At 60.9% G+C, this 22,358-nt stretch carries 23 protein-coding genes; 15 read left to right on the top strand and 8 right to left on the bottom strand.

Annotated elements, in window-relative coordinates; genetic code table 11:
- Positions 1–9 precede the first annotated feature (9 nt).
- Together BK667_RS22460 and BK667_RS22455 are read left to right on the top strand one after the other, a co-directional pair.
- Positions 10–1,116 (top strand): ABC transporter permease, encoded by a 1,107-nt coding sequence (locus BK667_RS22460; protein ID WP_123402287.1) that lies wholly within the window; start codon positions 10–12, stop codon positions 1,114–1,116.
- Complete coding sequence (locus BK667_RS22455) at positions 1,116–2,042, top strand: ABC transporter permease (RefSeq protein WP_123514976.1); 927 nt, start codon at positions 1,116–1,118, stop codon at positions 2,040–2,042. The genes BK667_RS22460 and BK667_RS22455 overlap by 1 nt, the downstream gene beginning before the upstream one ends.
- Before the next feature lie 40 nt (positions 2,043–2,082).
- Here the strand turns inward: BK667_RS22455 and BK667_RS22450 are convergent, their stop codons facing one another.
- On the bottom strand, positions 2,083–2,523 hold the full coding sequence (locus BK667_RS22450) for a hypothetical protein (protein WP_123514974.1): 441 nt from the start codon (positions 2,521–2,523) through the stop codon (positions 2,083–2,085).
- Positions 2,524–2,605: 82 nt separating this feature from the next.
- Between BK667_RS22450 and BK667_RS22445 the strand changes: the two genes are divergently transcribed.
- From BK667_RS22445 to BK667_RS22435, 3 genes are all read left to right on the top strand, one after another.
- On the top strand, positions 2,606–2,956 hold the full coding sequence (locus BK667_RS22445; protein ID WP_123514993.1) for a MerR family transcriptional regulator: 351 nt from the start codon (positions 2,606–2,608) through the stop codon (positions 2,954–2,956).
- Between the two features lie 25 nt (positions 2,957–2,981).
- On the top strand, positions 2,982–3,668 hold the full coding sequence (locus BK667_RS22440; RefSeq protein ID WP_123598937.1) for an SDR family oxidoreductase: 687 nt from the start codon (positions 2,982–2,984) through the stop codon (positions 3,666–3,668).
- 269 nt (positions 3,669–3,937) lie between these two features.
- Positions 3,938–5,296 carry an 8-oxoguanine deaminase gene (locus BK667_RS22435; protein ID WP_123598936.1) on the top strand — a complete coding sequence of 453 codons (1,359 nt, stop codon included), beginning with the start codon at positions 3,938–3,940 and terminating at the stop codon, positions 5,294–5,296.
- Positions 5,297–5,393: 97 nt separating this feature from the next.
- Here BK667_RS22435 and BK667_RS22430 read toward each other — a convergent pair whose 3' ends face one another.
- Positions 5,394–6,482 (bottom strand): calcium:cation antiporter, encoded by a 1,089-nt coding sequence (locus BK667_RS22430; protein WP_123598935.1) that lies wholly within the window; start codon positions 6,480–6,482, stop codon positions 5,394–5,396.
- Between the two features lie 315 nt (positions 6,483–6,797).
- On the opposite strand from BK667_RS22430, the gene BK667_RS22425 reads away from it, so the two are divergent.
- The 3 genes from BK667_RS22425 to BK667_RS22410 all read left to right on the top strand — a co-directional run bounded on the left by BK667_RS22425 (position 6,798) and on the right by BK667_RS22410 (position 10,035).
- Complete coding sequence (locus BK667_RS22425) at positions 6,798–7,880, top strand: BMP family ABC transporter substrate-binding protein (protein WP_123598934.1); 1,083 nt, start codon at positions 6,798–6,800, stop codon at positions 7,878–7,880.
- A gap of 154 nt (positions 7,881–8,034) precedes the next feature.
- The gene (locus BK667_RS22415) at positions 8,035–9,000 is read left to right on the top strand and encodes a 2-oxoglutarate and iron-dependent oxygenase domain-containing protein (protein WP_123598932.1); all 966 of its coding nucleotides are present in this window, start codon (positions 8,035–8,037) and stop codon (positions 8,998–9,000) included.
- Between the two features lie 81 nt (positions 9,001–9,081).
- Complete coding sequence (locus BK667_RS22410) at positions 9,082–10,035, top strand: adenosine deaminase (protein ID WP_123598931.1); 954 nt, start codon at positions 9,082–9,084, stop codon at positions 10,033–10,035.
- Positions 10,036–10,155: 120 nt separating this feature from the next.
- Here BK667_RS22410 and BK667_RS22400 read toward each other — a convergent pair whose 3' ends face one another.
- From BK667_RS22400 to vimR, 3 genes are all read right to left on the bottom strand, one after another.
- Positions 10,156–11,532 (bottom strand): MFS transporter, encoded by a 1,377-nt coding sequence (locus tag BK667_RS22400; protein WP_123513904.1) that lies wholly within the window; start codon positions 11,530–11,532, stop codon positions 10,156–10,158.
- A gap of 127 nt (positions 11,533–11,659) precedes the next feature.
- On the bottom strand, positions 11,660–12,394 hold the full coding sequence (locus BK667_RS22395; RefSeq protein ID WP_123513902.1) for an ArsR/SmtB family transcription factor: 735 nt from the start codon (positions 12,392–12,394) through the stop codon (positions 11,660–11,662).
- Positions 12,395–12,698: 304 nt separating this feature from the next.
- Entirely contained in the window at positions 12,699–13,628 is a 930-nt protein-coding gene (gene vimR, locus BK667_RS22390; protein ID WP_123513900.1) for a transcription regulator VimR, read from the bottom strand.
- Positions 13,629–13,747: 119 nt separating this feature from the next.
- On the opposite strand from vimR, the gene BK667_RS22385 reads away from it, so the two are divergent.
- From BK667_RS22385 to BK667_RS33325, 3 genes are all read left to right on the top strand, one after another.
- Positions 13,748–14,041, top strand: coding sequence for a putative quinol monooxygenase (locus BK667_RS22385; protein WP_123513898.1), 294 nt, complete (start codon positions 13,748–13,750; stop codon positions 14,039–14,041).
- Between the two features lie 30 nt (positions 14,042–14,071).
- On the top strand, positions 14,072–15,085 hold the full coding sequence (locus BK667_RS22380) for a zinc-binding alcohol dehydrogenase family protein (protein WP_123598930.1): 1,014 nt from the start codon (positions 14,072–14,074) through the stop codon (positions 15,083–15,085).
- Between the two features lie 190 nt (positions 15,086–15,275).
- Positions 15,276–15,446: a hypothetical protein gene (locus BK667_RS33325; protein WP_166656054.1), complete on the top strand. Its 171-nt coding sequence runs from the start codon at positions 15,276–15,278 to the stop codon at positions 15,444–15,446.
- A gap of 8 nt (positions 15,447–15,454) precedes the next feature.
- Here BK667_RS33325 and BK667_RS22375 read toward each other — a convergent pair whose 3' ends face one another.
- Together BK667_RS22375 and BK667_RS22370 are read right to left on the bottom strand one after the other, a co-directional pair.
- Positions 15,455–16,651 carry a multidrug effflux MFS transporter gene (locus tag BK667_RS22375; RefSeq protein WP_123598929.1) on the bottom strand — a complete coding sequence of 399 codons (1,197 nt, stop codon included), beginning with the start codon at positions 16,649–16,651 and terminating at the stop codon, positions 15,455–15,457.
- A 400-nt stretch (positions 16,652–17,051) separates the two neighbouring features.
- On the bottom strand, positions 17,052–17,249 hold the full coding sequence (locus BK667_RS22370) for a heavy-metal-associated domain-containing protein (protein ID WP_123598928.1): 198 nt from the start codon (positions 17,247–17,249) through the stop codon (positions 17,052–17,054).
- A gap of 159 nt (positions 17,250–17,408) precedes the next feature.
- Between BK667_RS22370 and BK667_RS22365 the strand changes: the two genes are divergently transcribed.
- The 3 genes from BK667_RS22365 (at position 17,409) to cueR (ending at position 20,820) form a co-directional block, all read left to right on the top strand.
- Positions 17,409–17,792 (top strand): hypothetical protein, encoded by a 384-nt coding sequence (locus BK667_RS22365; protein ID WP_123513890.1) that lies wholly within the window; start codon positions 17,409–17,411, stop codon positions 17,790–17,792.
- Positions 17,793–18,019: 227 nt separating this feature from the next.
- A complete protein-coding gene (locus tag BK667_RS22360; RefSeq protein ID WP_123598927.1) occupies positions 18,020–20,410 on the top strand; it encodes a heavy metal translocating P-type ATPase in 2,391 nt (796 codons plus the stop codon).
- Positions 20,407–20,820, top strand: coding sequence for a Cu(I)-responsive transcriptional regulator (gene cueR, locus BK667_RS22355; RefSeq protein WP_123598926.1), 414 nt, complete (start codon positions 20,407–20,409; stop codon positions 20,818–20,820). Before BK667_RS22360 ends, cueR begins: the two co-directional genes overlap by 4 nt.
- Here cueR and BK667_RS22350 read toward each other — a convergent pair.
- Positions 20,774–21,988: an MFS transporter gene (locus tag BK667_RS22350; protein ID WP_123598943.1), complete on the bottom strand. Its 1,215-nt coding sequence runs from the start codon at positions 21,986–21,988 to the stop codon at positions 20,774–20,776. The genes cueR and BK667_RS22350 overlap by 47 nt on opposite strands.
- A gap of 126 nt (positions 21,989–22,114) precedes the next feature.
- On the opposite strand from BK667_RS22350, the gene BK667_RS33410 reads away from it, so the two are divergent.
- Positions 22,115–22,358: hypothetical protein (locus BK667_RS33410; RefSeq protein WP_221179174.1), on the top strand; the 244-nt coding region annotated here is incomplete at its 3' end.

The raw sequence follows: 22,358 nt of genomic DNA, 5'->3' as shown, positions 1-22,358 counted from the left end.
GAGTTTCACATGCTGCTTTCTCTCGAACCCCGTGGCCAGCAATCGCGCCTGATGTTGTGGTGCTCGCCGTTGCTGGCGGCGGTGCTGACCCTGGGCTGCGGCTCATTGCTGTTTATCGCCTTGGGCCACGATCCATTGCTGACGTTGCATACGTTGTTGATTGCGCCGATCAGCGACTTGTATGGCGTCTCAGAACTGCTGGTCAAAGCGTTACCGATTCTGCTCTGCGCGCTGGGCTTGGCCGTGGCGTATCAGGCGCGGATCTGGAATATCGGCGCCGAAGGTCAATTGCTGCTCGGCGCCCTGGCCGGCAGTGCGCTGGCGGTGAATATCATCGACATGCAAAGTCGCTGGGCGCTGGTGTTCATCCTGCTGGTCGGCACGTTGGCCGGCGCCGCGTGGGCCGGGCTGACCGCATGGTTACGCACACGCTTCAACGCCAACGAAATCCTCACCAGCATCATGCTCAATTACATCGCCCTCAACCTGTTGCTGTTCTGTGTGCACGGACCGCTGAAGGATCCGGCCGGATTCAACTTTCCAGAATCGGCGATGTTCGGCGATGCCAGCCGTTTGCCGTTGTTGATGGAGGACGGTCGGGTACACGCCGGCGTGTATTTCGCCCTGCTGGCGTTGGTCGCGGTGTGGGTGTTGCTGCAAAAAAGCTTCGTCGGGTTCCAGATCAAAGTGCTCGGGCTGGACAAGCGTGCGGCAGGGTTTGTCGGCTTTCGCGAGAAACGGCTGATCTGGCTGGCGCTGTTGATCAGCGGCGGTTTGGCGGGGTTGGCCGGCGTCTGTGAAGTCACCGGGCCGATTGGTCAATTGGTGCCGCAAGTCTCGCCGGGTTACGGCTATGCGGCGATCACCGTGGCGTTTCTCGGACGGCTCAATCCCATTGGCATTCTGTTTTCCAGCCTGTTGATGGCGCTGCTGTACATCGGCGGCGAGAGTGCGCAGATGAGCATGAATCTGCCGCAAGCGATTACTCAATTGTTCCAGGGGATGATGCTGTTTTTCCTGCTGGCCAGTGACGTGCTGATTCTCTACCGACCCCGTTTGAATGTGCGCTGGGCGCGCCGCGCACCCGCCACCGCCGTAACCGCAGGAGCGCTGTGATGGATATCGATCTGCTGAGCAATATTTTCTACGCCATGGTCCGTTGCGGTACGCCGTTGCTGCTGGTGGCGCTGGGCGAACTCATCTGCGAGAAAAGCGGCGTCCTCAATCTGGGCCAGGAAGGCATGATGCTGTTTGGCGCGGTGATTGGTTTTATCGTGGCGCTGAATAGCGGCAACCTGTGGCTCGGCGTGTTACTGGCGATGTTGGCCGGGATGCTGTTGTCGTCACTGTTTGCGTTGGTGGCGCTGGTGTTCAACGCCAATCAGGTGGCCACCGGGTTGGCGCTGACGATTTTTGGTGTGGGCCTGTCGACCTTTGTCGGCGCGGCGTGGGTTGGTAAGCCGTTGGCGGGTTTTGAGCCGGTGGCGATTCCGTATTTGAGTGAAATCCCGCTGATCGGGCGGATGCTGTTTGCCCAGGATTTGTTGGTGTACCTGTCGTTCGCGCTGTTTGCACTGGTGGCGTGGGTAATTTTGAAAAGTCGTGTGGGTTTGATCATTCAAGCCGTCGGGGAAAACCCGGATGCGGCCAGTGCCATGGGCTTGCCGGTGCTCGGCGTGCGCACCTTGGCAGTGTTGTTCGGCGGGGCGATGGCCGGGTTGGCCGGGGCGTATTTGTCCCTGGCCTACACGCCAATGTGGGCGGAAAACATGAGCGCCGGGCGTGGCTGGATTGCCTTGGCGCTGGTGGTGTTTGCCAGTTGGCGGGTGTGGCGGTTGCTGCTCGGCGCGTACCTGTTCGGGCTCGCCAGCATCCTGCATTTGGTGGCGCAGGGGTTGGGGCTGGCGATTCCTTCCAGTTTGTTGGCGATGCTGCCGTATGTCGCGACTATTGTGGTGTTGGTGCTGTTGTCCCGGGATGCAGTGCGCACGCGGTTGTATGCGCCGGTTTCGTTGGGGCAGCCGTGGCAGGGTGGGCATTAGTGGTTTGCAGGTCCGGCCTCTTCGCGGGCAAGCCTCGCTCCTACAAGAGCGACGCAGCCCCCGTAGGAGCGAGGCTTGCCCGCGAAGGCGTCCGAACCGGCAACACTTGAACCACGCCCCACGCCAATTCAAAGACCAAAAAAACCACTAATAACGAACTCGCACCATGGGCCAAGGCATAAGCCTGCCAAGCCGCAAACAGAAACCGCCCCACCGCGTCATACCGACCGTAAATCGGTTGCGGATCCCGAATCCGCAACACCGCCCACACACAAACAATCGACCCCAACAGATTCGCCATCAACATGTGCATCGGCGCAAACGCCGGCAGCTCACCCGGCAAATCCAACGCCTGGCTCAACCCCGACAGCGCGCCATGCAGCAAAGCAAAACTCCACGGCGTGGCAAACGCCGCCGTCACGATCAAGTCATACCAGGCACTGCCGCGCACCACTCGGCGGTATTGCGTTGAAGTCCACATCGGCGTTGCTCCATAAAATCAGGGAGCAACAAGGCTAAAGCCTGGAGTATGCTCCAGGGTCAAGCCCCTTTGAGACGTCATGATGCGCATCGGTGAATTAGCCCAGGCCAGCGCCGTCAGCCGCGACACGCTGCGCTTCTATGAGCAGCGCGGGTTGATCGCCGCGCAACGCAGCGCCAACGGCTATCGCGACTATCCGGCGGACATGGTGCAACTGGTGCTGTACATCAAGACCGCTCAACGGCTGGGATTTACCCTTGGCGAGATCGGCAACAGCGTCGCCGCGTTATGGCAGTCGCCCGACCCGGACAGCGCCGTCACGCAATTGCTGCAAGACAAGCTCAAGCTGATCGAAACCCGAATGGACGAACTCGGCGCGTTACGTCACGAGTTGCAACAACGGCTCGGTCAACGTTGTCCATTAAACCCGTGATCCTCATTTATCAAGGAAGCCAATCATGTCCACGGCAAAAACCGCACTCATCATCGGCGCCTCCCGGGGCCTGGGCCTCGGCCTGGTGAAAACCCTGCTGGCCGACGGCTGGCAAGTCACCGCCACCGTGCGCAATCCGCAAAAGGCTGAGGCGCTGCAAGCGCTGGGCAAGGTACGGATTGAAAAACTCGACATGGATGATCAGCAGGCCGTCATTGCCCTGAGCCAACAACTCAAAAGCGAAGTGTTTGACTTGCTGTTCGTGAATGCCGGGGTCAAAGGTCCTGAGGTCCAGACGCCGGGTGGCGCGACATTGGCCGAAGTCGGGCAACTGTTTTTCACCAACGCCGTGGCACCGATCAACCTGGCCCAGCGGTTCGCCGGGCAGATTCGCGATGGCAGTGGCGTGCTGGCGTTCATGAGTTCGGTGTTGGGAAGCGTGACCATGCCCGACGCGCCGGAACTGGCGTTGTACAAGGCCAGTAAAGCGGCGTTGAACTCGATGACCAACAGCTTTGTGACGCAATTGGGCGAGCAGAAGCTCACCGTGTTGTCGTTACATCCGGGCTGGGTGAAGACGGATATGGGCGGCGAAGGCGCTGACATCGACGTGGAAACCAGCACTCGCGGCTTGGTTGATCAGGTGAACGCATTTACCGGCAAGGGCGGCCATCACTTCGTGAACTACAAAGGTGAAACGATTCCCTGGTAACCCCCGCGCCCTTGTAGGAGCGAGGCTTGCCCGCGAAAGCGGTGTGTCAGTCGACAAAGATGTTGCCTGACACGCCGCCTTCGCGGGCAAGTCGAATCGTCGCACCGCTCGCTCCTACAGGGGGCGGTGTCGTCTGGTCGGGCCGGGCTTGCCCATGGCGCCATTTTGTTTGAAACTCCGCACTTCGTCCCCGCGGCGACCCTGGATCAGCAGACAGGGTAATCACTGAGCTGGCTAACCTGAACCCACTTTCAGAGGAGCCGGCCAACATGCCTGCGACCCGTACCTGGTTAAAAAATCCCCTCACGATCTTCACTGCCAATGGCCTCGATGCCCGTGGCGGCCTGGTTGTGCAAGACGGTGTGATCGTTGAACTGCTCGCCGCTGGCCAGCAACCCTCCGCGCCCTGTGGACAGGTCTTCGATGCCCGCGAGCATGTGATCCTGCCCGGCCTGATCAACACCCATCACCATTTCTATCAGACCCTGACCCGTGCCTGGGCGCCGGTGGTTAACCAGCCGTTGTTCCCGTGGCTGAAAACCCTGTACCCGGTCTGGGCGCGCCTGACCCCGGAAAAACTTGCCCTTGCGACGAAAGTGGCGCTGGCCGAGTTGCTGTTGTCCGGCTGCACCACCGCCGCCGATCACCATTACCTGTTTCCCGAAGGCCTGGAAAATGCGATCGACGTGCAAGTCGAAAGCGTCCGTGAACTGGGCATGCGCGCCATGCTTACCCGCGGTTCCATGAGCCTCGGCGAAAAGGACGGTGGCCTGCCGCCGCAGCAAACCGTGCAGGAAGGTGAAGTGATTCTCGCCGACAGCCAACGCTTGATCGCTGAGTACCACGAGCGCGGTGACGGTGCGCAAATCCAGATCGCTCTGGCGCCCTGCTCGCCGTTCTCGGTGACCCCGGAAATCATGTCCGCCAGCGCTGAACTCGCGAACAAACTCGATGTGCGCCTGCACACGCACCTGGCGGAAACCCTCGACGAAGAAGATTTCTGCCTGCAACGCTTCGGCCTGCGCACCGTGGATTACCTGGACAGCGTCGGCTGGCTCGGCCCGCGCACTTGGCTGGCTCACGGCATCCATTTCAACCCGGACGAAATCGCCCGCCTCGGCACGGCCGGCACTGGTATTTGCCATTGCCCGAGCTCGAACATGCGCCTGGCGTCCGGTATCTGCCCGACCCTGGACCTGACCGCTGCCGGTGCGTTGCTGGGCCTGGGGGTGGACGGTTCGGCGTCCAACGATGCGTCGAACATGATGCTCGAAACCCGTCAGGCGCTGTACATCCAGCGCCTGCGTTATGGCGCCGAGAAGATCACCCCGGAATTGGTTTTGGGCTGGGCGACCAAGGGCTCGGCGAGTTTGCTCGGGCGTAGCGATATCGGCGAGCTGGCGGTGGGCAAGCAGGCGGATTTGGCGTTGTTCAAACTGGATGAACTGCGCTTCTCCGGCAGCCATGATCCGGTGTCGGCGTTGCTGCTGTGCGGGGCGGATCGGGCGGATCGAGTGATGATCGGCGGCAAATGGCGAGTGATTGACGGGCAGGTTGAAGGGTTGGATCTGAAGGGATTGATTGCCGATCACAGCCAGGCGGCTCGACAACTCATCGCTGGCGTCTGATCGGACGCCTTCGCGGGCAAGCCTCGCTCCTACAGGTTTTGCGCCAGTCATGAGATTGGCGCAAAACCTGTAGGAGCGAGGCTTGCCCGCGAAGCTCTTAAAGGCCCAACAACGACAACATGATGAACGTCGCAAACAACACAAAGTGCGTCATGCCCTCAATGGCATTGGTTTCCCCGTCATTGAGGTTGATCGCACTGACTATCAGCGTCAGAAAAATCATCACCGTCTGCACCGGGGTCATCGCCATCTGGAACGGCTGACCGGTGTAGAGCGCCATCGCTTCCATCACCGGCACCGTCAGGATCACCGTCGACAGCGACGCGCCCATGGCGATGTTGACCACTGACTGCATGCGGTTGGCCAGCGCCGCGCGCAACGCGGTCAAAATCTCCGGCGCCGCGGAAATCGCCGCGACCAAAATCGCCGTAATCACCGGCGGTGCGCCCGTGCCTTCCAGGCCCAGATCGAGGGTCTTGGACATCACTTCGGCCAGTGCGCCGATCACCACCACGCCAAACACCAGCGTCGCGATACTCAGCGGCACGTTGACCGCTTCAGATTCTTCCTCCGGGACTTTCTTGCGGCGTTTTTCCGGGTAGCTGTAGCTGAAAAAATAACTGTGCGGCCCGACCTGCATACGCAGGAACAAGGTGTAGAGCACAATCATCGCGCCGATGGTGAACGCCGAATAAACCTTCCAATTGGCCTCGGGAATAAACTCCGGCACCACCATGGAAACGCCCATGGCGGTGAGGATCATCACGCTGTAGCTGCGCGCCGAATCGTCGTTGTAGGACTGTTCGCCATGTTTGATCCCACCCATCAACGCGGCCAGGCCGAGGATGCCGTTGATGTCGAGCATCACCGCTGAATAAATCGTGTCGCGCACCAGGGTTGGCGAGGCTTCGTTGCTCATCATGATTGCCAGGATCACCACCTCCACCAGCACGGCGGCCAGGGTCAGGATCATCGTGCCGTAGGGGTCACCGACTTTCTCCGCCAGCAGCTCGGCGTGATGCGCGACCCGCATCGACGCGGCAACGATGAAGGCGATCAGCACCAGGCCGGCGGCCAGTGCGATGGGCTGGCCGTTGTGCAGCATCCACGGCTCCAGCGGGTACGCGACGACGGCGGCGATAACGGCCAGCAACAGAAATTTTTCTTGCTTGAGGAGTGTGAGCATTGCAGGCCTTTTGCACAGTGGAGCGGAACCAGGGTGATGAGCTACTGACTGCGGGGCGGCGCTAACGTTTCGTTACACCTTAGCGCACCAGTGGATGGCGTGGATTGGCAAGCGTGCACCGGGATAGTTCTGCGCTAGCCGTCAGGGCCTCTTCGCGGGCAAGCCTCGCTCCTACAGGAGCGGTGTTCGCGTCGCTTTTGTAGGAGCGAGGCTTGCCCGCGAAGGTCGTAACGCGGTTTCGGATCTTTTGTTGTCCTGTTGGTCAGCAATTTGCATTGCACTCGCCAACCTCAAAACAAAATGGAGTTCGAGTTCATGCATAAACGTCCGTTGAAGAAGCTGCTGTGCGCCGTTGCCGCGGCCATCGGTCTGAGCGCCAGCCTGACCGCCAGTGCCGCCGACCCGCTGAAAGTCGGCTTCGTCTACATCGGCCCGATCGGTGACCACGGCTGGACGTATCAGCATGAACAGGGACGCAAGGCGCTGGCCGAAAAATTCGGTTCGCAGATCACCACCAACTACGTGGAGAACGTCGCCGAAGGCGCCGACGCCGAGCGGGTGATCCGCAACATGGCCAAGGACAACTACGACCTGATCTTCACCACGTCCTTCGGCTACATGAACCCAACCCTGAAAGTCGCCAAGCAATTTCCCAAGGTGACCTTCGAACACGCCACCGGCTATAAGCAGGACAAGAACCTCGGCACTTACCTGGCGCGCACCTATGAGGGTCGTTATGTCGGCGGCTTCCTTGCAGCGAAGATGACTAAAACCAAAAAGATCGGCTACATCGCCTCCTTCCCGATCCCGGAAGTGATCCGCGACATCAACGCCATTCAACTGGCCCTGAACAAATACAACCCCGGCACCGAGATCAAAGTGGTGTGGGTCAACTCGTGGTTCGATCCGGGCAAAGAGGCGGATGCCGCCAACGCGCTGATCGACCAGGGCGTGGACGTGGTGTTCCAGCACACCGACAGCCCGGCGCCGATTCAGGCGGCCGAACGGCGTGGCGTGTATGCCGTGGGCTACGCTTCGGACATGCAGCACTTTGGGCCGAAAGCGGTGCTGACCTCCATCGTCAACGACTGGGGCCCGCACTATATTCAGGCGACCCAAAGCGTGCTCGACCACACTTGGAAATCCCAGGATTACTGGGGCGGTTTGAAGGAAGGCACGGTGGAACTGCCGATCAGCGATTTGGTGCCGGCACCGGTGAAAGCCGAAGCCGAGCAGATCATTGCCGACATCAAGAGCGGCGCGCTGCATCCGTTCACCGGGCCGATCAAGGATCAGGCCGGCGTCGAGAAAATCCCGGCGGGCGTGAGTGCGACGAATGCGGAACTGGCGTCGATGAATTACTACGTCGAAGGCATGAAGGCCGAGATTCCGAAGTAAACCTTTCAGTTGAAACACAGTACCTGTGCTGATCGTTCCCACGCTCCGCGTGGGAATGCAGCCCGGGACGCTCCGCGTCCCAAGAGCGGACGCAGAGCGTCCATTGAGGCATTCCCACGCGGAGCGTGGGAACGATCATTAGCGAGAATGCAGCATGAATCAGCTTCCCATCATCGACATCAGCCCGCTCTACACCGACGACACACTCGCCTGGCAATCCATCGCCACGCAAATCGACCGCGCCTGCCGCGACTGGGGCTTTTTCTATATCAAGGGCCACCCGATCAGCGCCGCCCGCATCGCCAACGTGCTCGACCACGCCCAACGCTTCTTCGCCCTGCCCACCGCCGAAAAGCTCAATATCGACATCACCCAGACCCAACACCATCGCGGCTACGGCGCCATTGCCACCGAGCAACTGGACCCGAGCAAACCCAGCGACCTGAAAGAAACCTTCGACATGGGCCTGCACCTGCCGGCGGATCACCCTGACGTGCTGGCGAACAAGCCATTGCGCGGCCCCAACCGTCATCCGTCGATGCCCGGTTGGGAATCCCTGATGGAGCAGCATTACCTCGACATGCAGGCCCTCGCCCAAACCCTGCTGCGAGCGATGACAATGGCGCTGGGCATCGAGCGCGACTTCTTCGACACTCGCTTCAATGAGCCCGTCAGCGTGCTGCGGATGATCCATTACCCGCCGCGCCACACCGCCAGTTCCGCAGAACAACAAGGCGCCGGCGCCCACACCGATTACGGTTGCATCACCCTGCTCTACCAGGACGCGGCCGGTGGTCTGCAAGTGCGCAGCGTGAACGGCGAATGGATTGACGCGCCGCCCATCGACGGCACCTTCGTGGTCAACCTCGGCGACATGATGGCGCGCTGGAGCAACGACCGTTACCTGTCGACGCCCCATCGGGTGATCAGTCCGTTGGGGGTGGATCGCTACTCGATGCCATTCTTCGCCGAGCCGCACCCGGACACACCCATCGAATGCCTACCCGGTTGCCAGGATGCAGCGCACCCGGCGAAATATCCCGCGACCACCTGCGCCGAATTCCTGCTCTCGCGCTTCGCTGATACCTACGCCTATCGCCGTGAACCACAAGCGGTTTGATCAACCGGCTGGTCAGGTTTTACCAATTATTGCAGCGAGCATCTGTAGAATGCCGTCATTGCACCTGATGAGAATTCGAACATGTACGACTGGCTGAACGCCCTGCCCAAGGCAGAACTGCACTTGCACCTGGAAGGCTCGCTGGAGCCTGAGCTGCTGTTCGCTTTGGCCGAACGCAACAAGATCGCCCTGCCGTGGGACGACGTCGAAACCCTGCGCAAGGCCTACGCCTTCAACAACCTGCAAGAGTTTCTCGACCTGTACTACAAGGGCGCCGACGTGTTGCGCACCTCCCAGGATTTCTACGACCTGACCTGGGCCTACCTGTTGCGTTGCAAGGCGCAGAACGTGATTCACACCGAACCGTTCTTTGACCCGCAAACCCACACCGACCGTGGCGTGCCCTTCGAAGTGGTGCTCAATGGCATCGCCGCCGCACTGAAAGATGGCGAGCAGCAATTGGGCATCACCAGCGGTTTGATCCTGAGTTTCCTGCGCCACTTGAGCGAAGACAAAGCGCAGAAAACCCTCGACCAGGCGCTGCCATTCCGTGATGCGTTTGTTGCCGTTGGTTTGGACAGCTCCGAGATGGGTCACCCGCCGAGCAAGTTCCAGCGCGTGTTTGATCGTGCCCGTCACGAAGGCTTCCTGACCGTCGCCCACGCCGGTGAAGAAGGCCCGCCGGAATACATCTGGGAAGCTATCGATCTGCTGAAAATCCAGCGCATCGACCATGGCGTGCGCGCCATTGAAGACGAACGTTTGATGCAGCGGATCATCGACGAGCAAATCCCGTTGACCGTGTGCCCGCTGTCGAACACCAAACTCTGCGTGTTCGATCACATGTCCCAGCACAACATTCTCGACATGCTGGAACGCGGGGTGAAAGTGACGGTGAACTCCGATGACCCGGCGTACTTCGGCGGTTATGTCACCGAGAACTTTCATGCGCTGTACACCGACCTGGGCATGACCCAGGATCAGGCCAAGCGTTTGGCGCAGAACAGCCTGGATGCTCGACTGGTCAAACCATAAAGTTCCGCCGCATGATCGTTCCCACGCTCTGCGTGGGAATGCAGCCCGGGACGCTCCGCGTCCCAAAGCGGACGCAGAGCGTCCATTGAGGCATTCCCACGCAGAGCGTGGGAACGATCTTTAAGTGACCGCCTCGGTCAACTCCTCCAGCGTCTTGCCCCGCGTTTCCATCCCGAACAACCACACCACCCCCGCCGCAATCGCAAAGCACATCGCCCCCAACGCAAATACCCCGCCCTGCCCGGTTATCGGGAACACCAACCCGGTCACCAGTGGCCCGAGCAACGAACCCACGCGCCCGATCGCCGACGCAAATCCCGAGCCCGTGGCCCGCGCCGAGGTCGGGTACAACTCCGGGGTGTAGGTGTAGAGCACCGCCCACATGCCAAACAGAAAGAATTGCATCAGCAGGCCCGAGGTAATCAACAGGCCGACGTTGCCGCCAAACACCGCACTCTGGCCATAAAGAAACGCCATCACCCCGCCGCCCAGCAGGGTCACGATGCACACCGGTTTACGCCCCCAACACTCCACCAACCAGGCAGCCATCAGGAACCCGGGAATCCCGCCGAGGGAAATCAGCACCGTGTAATACACCGACTGGGTCACGGCAAAACCCGACTGTTGCAGCAGCGCGCTGAGCCATGACGTCAACCCATAGAAACCGAGCAAAGCGAAGAACCAGACACTCCAGATCATCATCGTGCGCTGGCGGTACAGCGGCGACCAGATCTGCCGTAACGCGGAAAAGAAGTTGCCCGGCGTACTCGCCACGCGCGGCAAGCGAATCGGCGTCGGCAACTGCGTACACCCCAGCGATGTTCGTACCCGCGCTTCGATGCGCAGCAGAACCTTGTCCGCCGCATCATGGCGCCCGGCCTGTTCCAGCCAGCGCGGCGACTCAGGAATAAAAAAGCGAATCGCCAGGACAAACACCGCCGGCACCGCCAACACCAGGAAGATGTCGCGCCACCCAATCACAGGCAACAGGAAGTACGACAGCACCCCGGCTGCGACGAAACCCAGTGGCCAGAACCCGTCCATTAACGCGATATAGCGCCCACGGCCCTTGGCCGGAATCAGTTCCGAAAGCATTGACTGGGCGATGGGAAACTCCATGCCCATGCCGATCCCCAGCAGAATGCGGAACAGCGTCAGGGTTTCCACGTTCTGCGCCGTCGAGCACAGGTAACTGGCGATCCCCCACAACACGATGCTCCACTGGAACACCGGTTTGCGCCCGAAGCGGTCGGCCAGCATGCCGGACAGCGATGCCCCCAGCACCATGCCGAAGAAGCTCGAACTGGCCAGCAACCCGGCCTGGGCGCTGCTCAGGCCGAACTCGGTTTTGATCGAGCCGAGCAAGAAAGTCATCATCGCCAGGTCCATGGAGTCGAAGAAAAACGCCAGGGCAATGATGATGAAAATGATGCGGTGATAACCGCTGATGGGCAGCCGTTCCAAGCGTTCTGCTGCGCTGAATCCTTGTATTTCCATGCCATACACCCCCGTCCGAAAGTCCCCGGATCGAGTGTGCGCGATAGCGGCAGGGGGTTATTGCTGGATGCGACCTGCCCGCAACCCTGAACGACGCCCGAGACCTCAGACGTCGGTCTCGACACGTCTACAACGCCATTTCCAGCTCGGTTTCCTTGGCGAAGCGATGAACTTCACGCTGCCCGGTCGCGGTGATCTGCAAGGCCCGTGAATCATTGGGCAAGGTCAACCAACCGGACTGCATGAACAACTGCAACAACGCCGCGCCCAGCGAACCACCCAGGTGCGGACGGCGTTCACTCCAGTCAGGGCAGGCGCAGGCAATTTGCCCGTTGCGGTGGGTCAGGGCTTGAATGAACACCCCGCGGCTGGCCAGTTGTTTGGAGCCTTTGTGGGTGATGGCAACCCGCTGATCGAATTGCTCGATCCAACCGGCATCCAGCAAACGCTGGTACAGGTCCGCCGCCAACGTGCCACCCAGATGATCGTCGCAGAGCCGCGCCTGCAACAGCGACGATGGCGCTGCCTGGCGTTTGCCCAATAGGTTGCCGCGCTTGATCGTCTCTGGAATCTCCCGTGGCTTGCTCGCCAGGGTCGCACTGGCCAGCGCTTCTACTGCTGCGCCGACTTCGGGTGCGGACAGACGGAAGAACCGCTTCCGCCCGCGTTCTTCGACTTTCAACAGACCTCCGGCGGACAAACGCCCCAGGTGTGCACTGGCCGAAGACGGCGACAGCCCGGCCAGCAAGGCCAGCTCTTCGGTATGCCGCGCCGAGCCATCCATCAAGGCCCACATCATTGCGCTGCGCTTGGGGTCAGCCAGCAACGTGGCGATCTGGCTAATGCAAGGTGCATGTTCCATGTATTCACTCCCTGTTGAATCGTTTCGTCTACTGCTCACAGACATCTTGACGAGTAATGTGTCGTCGGCCAAGACGCGAAAACCGCCATAAACCGGGCCAGGCACGCCCACCCGATATCATGATCCGTCGAGCAACCGGGCCAACGCCGGGGCGAGGCCCCCTGAAGGGTTAACGCGTCCGGGCCGGTGCGCCGGTGCAGGCATGAGGCGGGCGCTAGTATAAGCGGGTTGACCGTCGGATCCTGCCCCTGGGAAGCCTTGGGTGGTGATAGTTCCTGACAGAAATTTCGCTATTTGCCTGCGACTATTGATCAGTACCCGGTAACGACGGAAATTGACTACTCAATTGCGCGCATCGGCTGGCGAGCATTTCCCGCAAAAGGTTCACCGGCTTACTCAATTGAGCGCGATGGGCGCACAGCAAATTCAGCGGTGCACGCTCGCACAGCAACTCCGGCAATAACACCTTCAAGCGACCGGCCAGCACGTCGGGGCCCACATCGAGCCAGGATTTATAAGCGATCCCGGCCCCCGCCACGGCCCACAAGCGCACCACATCAGCGTCGTCACTGAAACGGTCACCGCTGACCGTCAGGCCGACTTCGCGCTTGCCATCGTGGAAACTCCAGCGGTCGTGAACCCGGCTGCCGAGCATGAACAACAGGCAATTGTGTTGCGCCAGCTGCTCCAACTGCCGGGGTTCGCCGTGCCGGGCCAGGTAAGCAGGGGATGCGCAGAGCACGCGACGGTTCTGCGGGGCGATGGGCAGTGATACCAGGCTCGAATCTTCCGGCTCGCCGTAGCGCAGGGCGATGTCCACCGGTTGGCGAAACAGGTCGGCGATGCGATCCCCCAGCAGCAAACGTACGGTCAGTTTCGGATGTTCGCGTTGAAACTCGTCCAGCCAGGGCAGCAGCAGGTTGCGACCGAAATCCGATGGCGCCGACAACTGCAAAACCCCGCTGACCTGATCCTGACCGCTGGCCAGCAAACGCCGGCCCTCATCCAGATTGCTCAGGGCAGCACGGGCGTATTCCAGAAAGCCTTCGCCTTCGGCGGTCAGGCGCAGGCTGCGAGTGGATCGGGCCAGCAACCGCGCGCCGAGTTGCTGTTCGATACGCTTGAGCGCCGCGCTGGCCACCGCCGCCGACATGTCCATCACCCGTGCCGCCGCCGACAGGCTGCCCAGATCCGCCGCCCGGACAAACAACTGCAAGTCATCGAAACGCAGCATCTCGAGCCCCGATTATCAAAAAAATATTGAAAGAGACTGCTCTTTTAGCGGGTTTTATCTTGCCGGGAAATAGCCAATCATCTGTCCCATCGAAAATCACTCAGCGTCAGGAGTCGAACATGTCCCAGCCGTTTACCGCTATCGCCACCCTTATTGCCAAACCCGGCCAGCAGGACGCCCTCGAACAGCACTTGCGGGCACTACTGGCGCCGACCCGCGCCGAGGCCGGTTGCGGTCAATACGATTTGCACCAGGACCTGGCCAACCCGCTGGCGTTCTACATGATCGAACAATGGGCCAGCGACGAAGCCCTGCAAGCCCACGACGCCAGCGCCCATATCCAGAACTTCCGCGCCAAGGCCGGCGACTTTCTTGAACACTTCGACCTTAAGCGCCTGCGCACCCTGGTCTGATTCCTTCCTTTATTACCTCCGGAGCCCTTTATGAAAGCCATTGCCTACTACGCCTCCCTGTCGATCAGCGACAGCAAATCCCTGCAAGACATCGAACTGCCAGAACCGGTCGCCGGCCCCCGCGACCTGTTGGTGGAAGTCAAAGCCATCTCGGTGAACCCGGTGGACACCAAGGTCCGGCAGAACGTCCAGCCAGAAGACGGCGCGGCGAAAGTGCTGGGCTGGGACGTGGCGGGTGTGGTCAAGGCTGTTGGCAGTGAAGTCACCCTGTTCAAGGCTGGCGACAAGGTGTTCTACGCTGGCTCCATCGCCCGTGCTGGCGGCAACAGTGAACGGCATGTGGTGGACGAGCGGATCGTCGGGCATATGCCAAAATCCCTCGGTTTCGCCGAAGCCGCCGCCCTGCCGCTGACGGCGATCACGGCGTGGGAATTGTTGTTCGAGCGCCTGCAAGTGCGCGAAGGCAATACCGATGAAGGTCAGAGTTTGCTGATCGTTGGCGCCGCCGGTGGTGTAGGTTCGATCCTGACCCAACTGGCGAGCCAGCTCACCGGCCTGAAGGTGATCGGCACCGCGTCGCGTCCACAAACCCAGAGCTGGGTGCGTGAATTGGGCGCCGATCTGGTAATCGATCACAGCCAACCGCTGAGCGAAGAACTCAAGCGCGCGGACATCAAGCAGGTGACCCACGTTGCCAGCCTGACCCAGACCGATGAGCATCTGGATCAATTGGTCGAAGCGTTGGCCCCCCAGGGCAAACTGGCGCTGATCGATGATCCGAAGGCGCTCGACGTGACCAAGCTCAAGCGCAAGAGCATTTCGTTGCACTGGGAGTTCATGTACACCCGCTCGCTGTTCGAGACCGCCGACATGATCGAGCAGCACAACCTGCTCAACCGCATCGCTGAGCTGATCGACGCCGGGACCTTGAAAACCACGGTGGGCGAGCACTTCGGCACGATCAACGCGCAGAACCTGCGTCGTGCCCATGAACTGCTGGAGAGCGGCAAGGCCAAGGGCAAGATTGTATTAGAAGGTTTCTAAATATTTCTGCAGGAGCAAGGCTTGCCCGCGATGGCGCCCTTGAGATCGCCTTCGCGGGCAAGCCTCGCTCCTACAAAAAGCGATTCTGCAAACCGTCAGTCTGAAGGTTGACCGTTGTCACAATTGCGATCGTATTCGGGTCTACAATCGAGTCCTCTGCGACGCAGTCTTTTACTTAAGGAGGTCAGCAATGAAGATCCTGATAAAAGAAGTGGCAACATCCCAGTGGCAAGTTCGTCTGGACCAACACGCCGTCACGTTCCGCAGCGAAGCTGAAGCGCGCGCCTTCACCCGTACCCTGGAAGCGCGGCTCCACGCCCCTCATCAAATCCCCGACCGCCAGCAGCGTGCCGCTGGCTAAATCCGGTTTCAGACCGCGGCTTGGGCCAGTGCCCGAGCATTTTGCAAACGTCGGGTGAGCATCGCGGCGCTCACCACCAGAATTCCACACAGGCTGATGACCATGGCCATCGGCATGGCGCTGCCATCGTGTAAAACCCCCACCAGCGTTGCCGCCCCGGCAGCGACGCTGAATTGCAGGCACCCGAGCAGCGCCGAGGCACTGCCTGCGCGGTTGCCCTGCCCGTTCATGGCGCAGGCCGAAGCGTTGGGAAGGATGCAGCCGAGGCTGGCGATGCAGACAAACAATGGGATCAGCAGCGGCCATAGTTGTTCGGTGTGCAGTGAGCTGACCGCGAGCAACGTCAGGCCCGCGCCCAGATAAATCCACACAGTGCGCGCCAGCAGGAACGCCGGGCCACGCTTGGCCAGCAACCGGGCATTGACCTGCGCCACCAGAATGAATCCCGCCGCATTGGTGCCGAACAACCAGCCGAAGTGTTCGGCCGGCACACCATAAAGCTTGATGAAGACAAAGGGAGAACCGGCGATGTAGGCAAACATCCCGGCGACGGCGAGACCGCCGGTCAGGGCGTGGCCGAGGTAGACCGGATCGGCCAACAACCGACCGTACTGACGCAATGCACCCTTCAGCGGTTGGCGCGGCACATAGTCCGGCAGACTTTCCGGCAACCCGATGGCCACGGCCACTGCGGCCAGGGCGCTGAACCCGGTCAGCACCAGGAAGATCGACTGCCAGCCTGTGGTGTTGACCAACAGCCCACCCAGCATCGGCGCCAGAATCGGTGCCAGGCCCATTACCAGCATCAGTTGCGAAAAGACTTTTGCCGAGCCCACCGCATCACATTTGTCACTGACCACCGCCCGGGAGATCACCATCCCCGCGCAACCGCCCAACGCCTGGATGAATCGCGCGCCCATCAGCCATTCCAGATTCGGCGCAAACGCGCAGGCCAGGGAAGCGGCGGTGAACAGGCCGACGCCAGTGAGCAACGGAATCCGCCGCCCGAACCGATCCGCCACCGGGCCGTAGAGCAACTGACCAATCGACAAACCGAGGAAATACGCGGCAAGCGTCATTTGAACGTGTTTTTCGTCGGTCCCGAACGATTGCGCGATGGCCGGGAACGCTGGCAGATAGAAATCGATCGCCAGCGGACCGAAAGCGGTCAGGGCGCCAAGAATCAAAATGATACGGAAGTTCATCGGGCATCCAGTTGGGCGTGGGTCGGCAGCTCGACAGTCTAGCTGCGCGGGGACACCTTGGACAATCCGATAGGTCGCTAACTATTAAAAACCGATGGATAAACCCACATTCGCGCCCGTAGGAGCAAAGCTTGCTCGCGATAGCGGAGTATCAGGCGACATCAATGTTGGATGTGCCGGCCTCTTCGCGAGCAAGCTTTGCTCCTACAGAAGCAGAAGCAGAGGCGCGGAGTGTCAGGCGACATTGATGTTGAATGTGCCGGCCTCTTCGCGAGCAAGCTTTGCTCCTACAGAAGCAGAAGCAGAAGCAGAGGCGCGGAGTGTCAGGCGACATTGATGTTGAATGTGCCGGCCTCTTCGCGAGCAAGCTTTGCTCCTACAGAAGCAGAAGCGCGGTGTTTCAGGCGACTTTGGCGTCGTAGCCTTCTTCGGTGATGGCGGCGATCACTTGCTCTGCCGTCAACGCACTTTCAACGCCAACTTCTTTTGCCGCCAGATCCACCCGCACACTGGCCGCCGGGTCCTTGGCTTGCAGGGCTTGAGTGATGGCCTTGACGCAGTGACCGCAGGACATGCCTTGAACGTTGAACACTTGCATGGAATGACTCCTTGAGTGAGGCTTTTTAATAACACGGCGGGCAGTCTCGAGCTTGCCACCATGGCAAGGTCAAGTTCTGGAATAAACTGCCGGGCTGGCATTCGGCGTCGCGCTCGGCCAAGCTGCGGCATCAATGACTCGACCTCAGGAGATTCAGCCATGCGCTGGTCAGCTCTCAGCCTGTTTGGCTTCCTCAGCCTTTTCGCCGCCCTGCCTTCGGCCAATGCCGCCGGGGAAGATTACGGCGTCCTGATCATTTCCCGCGAGCGCCTGGAAGTCGCGACCTCCTGCGAGATCGGCGTGTACATTCAGGATCAACTGTCGGCGCGGCTGTTCCAGGAACAAAGCACTTCGTTCAACCTGCCGCCGGGCAATGTGTCCCTGCGCCTGAAACTGCTGCCGGGCCAGGCGCCGGGCTGCAACGCAGGGATGCTGGCGCCGGGCTCGCAGGTCATCACGCTCAAGGCCGGGGATGTGTTGAAGTTCCGAATTGCAATGACGCAGGAAGGGATGTACCTCAAACCCGCTGCCCTCGAATATTGATCCCCACCTGATCGACCGATCGTTCCCACGCTCCGGCGTGGGAATGCAGCCCGGGACGCTCCGCGTCCCAAAAGGCCGAACGCGGAGCGTCCGTTGAGGCATTCCCACGCAGAGCGTGGGAATGATCAGGTGATCATGCAGCGATCCATTGATCTGCGACATGGCGCTTGACCTTGCCCGCATGGCAAGGTTGATCCTGTAGGCACTTTCTACAGGGAGCGTGACCGATGTCCGAATCCACCACTTTCGATCTGCCGATTGCCGGCATGACCTGCGCCAGTTGCGCCGGGCGTGTCGAGCGTGCCTTGAGCAAAGTCATCGGTGCCACGGCGGTCAGCGTCAACCTCGCCACGGAACAGGCGCGCATCCAGGCCCCCAGCGACAGCTTGCCGGCGCTGATGGACGCGGTGCAGCAGGCTGGTTACAGCGTGCCGCAGCAAAGCCTGGAATTGAGCATCGACGGCATGACCTGCGCGTCCTGCGTCGGTCGGGTCGAACGGGCGCTGAACAAGGTGCCCGGCGTGAAAAGCGTCAGCGTCAACCTGGCCAACGAACGCGCCCACCTCGAACTCCTCGGCCACGTCGATCCACAAACCCTGATCGCCGCCGTGACCAAGGCTGGCTACAGCGCCAGCGTCTTTGAAATCGAACACCCCACCGACCATCAACACATCCGACTCAAACGCGAGCGCTGGATCTTGCTCGCGGCCATCGCCCTGGCCTTGCCGCTGGTGCTGCCGATGTTGCTGCAACCCTTCGGCGTGCACTGGATGCTTCCGGCCTGGGCGCAATTCGCGTTGGCCACGCCGGTGCAATTCATCTTCGGCGCACGCTTCTACGTCGCGGCGTGGAAAGCCGTGCGCGCCGGGGCCGGCAATATGGACTTGCTCGTCGCTCTGGGCACCAGCGCCGGTTATGGTTTGAGTCTTTATGAATGGGCCACCGCCGCCGGGCGCATGCCGCATCTGTATTTCGAAGCCTCGGCGGTGGTGATTGCGTTGGTGCTGCTGGGCAAATACCTGGAAAGCCGCGCCAAACGCCAGACCGCCAGCGCCATCCGCGCCCTCGAAGCCTTGCGTCCGGAACGGGCGATTCAGGTGATCGATGGCCGCGAACACGATGTCGCCATCAGCACCCTGCGCCTGAATGATCTGGTCATGGTCAAACCCGGCGAACGTTTCCCGGTGGACGGCGAAGTGGTGGAAGGCCAGAGCCACGCCGACGAAGCGCTGATCAGCGGCGAAAGCCTGCCGGTGCCGAAACAACCCGGCGACAAAGTCACTGGCGGCGCAATCAATGGTGAAGGCCGGTTGCTGGTTCGGACCTTGGCGCTCGGCGCGGAAACCGTATTGGCGCGCATCATTCGTCTGGTCGAAGACGCTCAGGCTGCGAAGGCGCCGATCCAGAAACTGGTGGATAAAGTCAGCCAGGTGTTCGTGCCGACGGTGTTGGTCCTGGCTCTGGCGACGTTAATTGGCTGGTGGCTGTACGGCGCGCCGATTGAAACGGCGCTGATCAACGCCGTCGCGGTGCTGGTGATCGCCTGCCCTTGCGCCCTGGGCCTGGCCACGCCGACGGCGATCATGGCCGGCACGGGTGTGGCGGCGCGCTACGGGATTTTGATCAAGGACGCCGAAGCACTGGAACGCGCCCATGAAGTCAGTGCGGTAGTCTTCGACAAAACCGGCACCCTGACTTCCGGTACGCCGCGCATCGCGCATTTGAGTGCGCTTGATGGCGACGAAGCCGCTCTGCTACAAATGGCCGGCGCGCTGCAACGGGGCAGCGAACACCCGTTGGCCAAGGCGGTGCTGGATGCCTGCGCCGAACGCGGATTGGACGCGGCGGATGTCACCGACAGTCAGTCGCTGACCGGTCGCGGCATCGCCGGCACACTCAGCGGTCGTCGGTTGGCCCTGGGCAATCGTCGTCTATTGGAAGAAAGCAGTTTGAGCGCCGGCTCGCAGACCGACTCCGCAAGCGCTTGGGAAACCGAAGGCCGGACCTTGTCCTGGCTGATCGAACAAAGCCCCGAACCGCGAGTCCTCGGCCTCTTCGCTTTCGGCGACACCCTCAAGCCTGGTGCCCTGCAAGCGGTGCAACAACTCAGCGCGCGCAACATCAGCAGCCATTTGCTGACCGGCGACAACCGGGGCAGCGCCAAAGTCGTCGCCGAAGCTCTGGGGATTAACGATGTTCACGCCGAAGTCCTGCCGGCAGACAAAGCCGCCACTGTCGCCGAACTGAAGAAAACCGGCGTGGTGGCGATGGTCGGTGACGGCATCAACGACGCCCCGGCACTGGCTGCGGCGGATATCGGGATTGCCATGGGCGGCGGCACCGATGTGGCGATGCACGCCGCCGGCATCACCCTGATGCGCGGCGATCCACGCCTGGTGCCGGCGGCGCTGGAGATCAGCCGCAAGACCTACGCGAAGATTCGCCAGAACCTGTTCTGGGCCTTCGTCTATAACCTGATCGGCATTCCGCTGGCGGCGTTCGGTTTCCTCAACCCGGTGCTGGCCGGCGCCGCCATGGCGCTGTCGAGCGTCAGTGTGGTGAGCAATGCGCTACTGTTGAAAACCTGGAAACCGAAGGATCTGGAGGACAACCGATGAACATCGGCCAAGCGGCCCGCCACAGTGGCCTGAGCGCGAAGATGATCCGTTATTACGAGTCCACTGGTTTGCTCAAGGCCGCCCATCGCACTGACAGCGGTTATCGGGTGTATGGCGACGACGACCTGCACACATTGGCGTTTATCAAGCGCTCGCGAGATTTGGGATTTTCCCTGGAAGAGGTCGGCAAGTTGCTGACCCTCTGGCAGGACCGCCAACGGGCCAGCGCCGATGTGAAAGCCCTGGCCCGTCAGCACATCGATGAGCTTAACCAGAAGATCCGCGAGCTCGGCCAGTTGCGCGACACCTTGCAGGATCTGGTCGAGCACTGCCAGGGCGACCACCGCCCGGACTGCCCGATCCTCAAGGAACTGGCGTCGGGCTGCTGCGCCGAGCCTGCCCGCGCCTGACCGACAAGCCCTTCACCACCAACAACGTGGTGAGGGGAATACCGTGAAACAACAGCACCACCGCGCCGGGTGTCCACCACGCGTAGAACGGCGCGGCGATCAGCATGCCGATGCCGAACCCGGTCATTTGCAGCAACGTCAGGAAGCTGAAGATCGGCAGGCGCAGGTGCTCCGGTTCCCGTTGCAGGCGCGACATCAGGCCGACCTCGGAGAAACCATCGCCCAACCCGGCCGGCAACGAGAACAGCAGCAAACCGTAGAGCGTGTGCTGCTGGAACATCAGGATGAAGCCGCAGGACATCAACATCACGCCATAGAAAAAACGTCGCTCCAGGTTGATGTTGTCCGAGCCTTTGAGGCGGCTGGCGATCCGCGCGCCAATGAGTTTACCGCTGGCCCAGACCGCCAGCATCAGGCCGAGCGTGGTGCTGGCGGACTCTGGCGTCAGCAGCCGGGAGATGATCGGAAAACCGACGTTGTGCGCTGCGCTGCCCAGGGTGTCAGCCATGGCGACCGCAAGCATCGCCGCCAATACCGGGGCGCTGCGCAAGCCTTGCAGCAATGCCGACCATTCTCCTCGCTCGCTTTTTGATTCAGTGCTCGTTGCTGCCGCGCGAAACTGCAACGGCACAATCAATAACGCCGCCAGCAGATAAGTGACCACGTTCAGCGCAAACACCGTTTCAAAACCAAACGCCGCCACCACCAGTCCCGCCACCAGACTGCCCGCGACCATCGCAATCGACGCCGCCGACGTGATCCAGGCGTTAGTCTTGAGCAGATGTTCGCGGTCGATCAGGTTCGGCAACTGGCTGTTGAGGCCGATGGCGAACATCGAATTGCCGAAGCCCAGCCCGAAGGCAATCACCGGCAGCAGCAAGGCTTGCTGGGTCACCGGCAGAATCAGCAACAGACCGAGCACCCCGGCGCGCAGCAAATCGAAGGCAATCAGCGGCAACCGCCCCGCCACGCGACGGTAGAACGGGGTGCCTATCAGACTGGCAAAAATTCCCCCGGCCACGCGGCTGGCGAGGAAGATCGCGACGCTCATGGCGCTGTTGCTCAGGACATAGACGTAAGTGGCCAGGGCGACCATGTTGAGGAATGCGCCGAAATCCGAGATCAGACGGGCGGTGATGATTAGGTGAGCGTTGCGGGTGGACGGGATGTTCACATTCAATCCTTGAGTGTGGGTTTGGCTGGTGGACAGTAGACGCGATTTGGGGCTGATCCGAAAGCCACCCCTCTCCCTAACCCTCTCCCCAGGGGGGCGAGGGGACTGACCGAGTTGTTCTTGGAGCTACATCGACCTGAAAAACCGCGTCGAACTCAAGATGTAAAAAAACAGAGCTACAGCGGTCAGAAGCCGAACTCAGGTTTTGAAAAGCATGAAGATCAGCTCCCTTTCCCCTCTGGGGAGAGGGGACTGACCGAGTTGTTCCTGGAGCTACATCGACCTGAAAAACCGCGTCGAACTCAAGATGTAAAAAAACAGAGCTACAGCGGTCAGAAGCCGAACTCAGGTTTTGAAAAACATG

The organism is Pseudomonas frederiksbergensis (assembly GCF_003732705.1).
GTDB classification, from domain to species: domain Bacteria; phylum Pseudomonadota; class Gammaproteobacteria; order Pseudomonadales; family Pseudomonadaceae; genus Aquipseudomonas; species Aquipseudomonas frederiksbergensis_F.
This window is presented reverse-complemented; position numbering and strand designations above follow the sequence as displayed.

What these genes read in the sequence shown, in the direction of transcription:
- BK667_RS22460 (WP_123402287.1), top strand. Translation starts at nt 10, where the DNA reads ATGCTGCTTTCTCTCGAACCCCGTGGCCAGCAATCGCGCCTGATGTTG.
- vimR (WP_123513900.1), bottom strand. Translation starts at nt 13,628, where the DNA reads ATGCTGCGTTTCGATGACTTGCAGTTGTTTGTCCGGGCGGCGGATCTG.
- BK667_RS22360 (WP_123598927.1), top strand. Translation starts at nt 18,020, where the DNA reads ATGTCCGAATCCACCACTTTCGATCTGCCGATTGCCGGCATGACCTGC.
- BK667_RS22415 (WP_123598932.1), top strand. Translation starts at nt 8,035, where the DNA reads ATGAATCAGCTTCCCATCATCGACATCAGCCCGCTCTACACCGACGAC.
- BK667_RS22450 (WP_123514974.1), bottom strand. Translation starts at nt 2,523, where the DNA reads ATGTGGACTTCAACGCAATACCGCCGAGTGGTGCGCGGCAGTGCCTGG.
- BK667_RS22375 (WP_123598929.1), bottom strand. Translation starts at nt 16,651, where the DNA reads ATGAACTTCCGTATCATTTTGATTCTTGGCGCCCTGACCGCTTTCGGT.
- cueR (WP_123598926.1), top strand. Translation starts at nt 20,407, where the DNA reads ATGAACATCGGCCAAGCGGCCCGCCACAGTGGCCTGAGCGCGAAGATG.
- BK667_RS22410 (WP_123598931.1), top strand. Translation starts at nt 9,082, where the DNA reads ATGTACGACTGGCTGAACGCCCTGCCCAAGGCAGAACTGCACTTGCAC.
- BK667_RS33325 (WP_166656054.1), top strand. Translation starts at nt 15,276, where the DNA reads ATGAAGATCCTGATAAAAGAAGTGGCAACATCCCAGTGGCAAGTTCGT.
- BK667_RS22365 (WP_123513890.1), top strand. Translation starts at nt 17,409, where the DNA reads ATGCGCTGGTCAGCTCTCAGCCTGTTTGGCTTCCTCAGCCTTTTCGCC.
- BK667_RS22395 (WP_123513902.1), bottom strand. Translation starts at nt 12,394, where the DNA reads ATGGAACATGCACCTTGCATTAGCCAGATCGCCACGTTGCTGGCTGAC.
- BK667_RS22385 (WP_123513898.1), top strand. Translation starts at nt 13,748, where the DNA reads ATGTCCCAGCCGTTTACCGCTATCGCCACCCTTATTGCCAAACCCGGC.
- BK667_RS22440 (WP_123598937.1), top strand. Translation starts at nt 2,982, where the DNA reads ATGTCCACGGCAAAAACCGCACTCATCATCGGCGCCTCCCGGGGCCTG.
- BK667_RS22435 (WP_123598936.1), top strand. Translation starts at nt 3,938, where the DNA reads ATGCCTGCGACCCGTACCTGGTTAAAAAATCCCCTCACGATCTTCACT.
- BK667_RS22445 (WP_123514993.1), top strand. Translation starts at nt 2,606, where the DNA reads ATGCGCATCGGTGAATTAGCCCAGGCCAGCGCCGTCAGCCGCGACACG.
- BK667_RS22430 (WP_123598935.1), bottom strand. Translation starts at nt 6,482, where the DNA reads ATGCTCACACTCCTCAAGCAAGAAAAATTTCTGTTGCTGGCCGTTATC.
- BK667_RS22400 (WP_123513904.1), bottom strand. Translation starts at nt 11,532, where the DNA reads ATGGAAATACAAGGATTCAGCGCAGCAGAACGCTTGGAACGGCTGCCC.
- BK667_RS22455 (WP_123514976.1), top strand. Translation starts at nt 1,116, where the DNA reads ATGGATATCGATCTGCTGAGCAATATTTTCTACGCCATGGTCCGTTGC.
- BK667_RS22425 (WP_123598934.1), top strand. Translation starts at nt 6,798, where the DNA reads ATGCATAAACGTCCGTTGAAGAAGCTGCTGTGCGCCGTTGCCGCGGCC.
- BK667_RS22370 (WP_123598928.1), bottom strand. Translation starts at nt 17,249, where the DNA reads ATGCAAGTGTTCAACGTTCAAGGCATGTCCTGCGGTCACTGCGTCAAG.
- BK667_RS22380 (WP_123598930.1), top strand. Translation starts at nt 14,072, where the DNA reads ATGAAAGCCATTGCCTACTACGCCTCCCTGTCGATCAGCGACAGCAAA.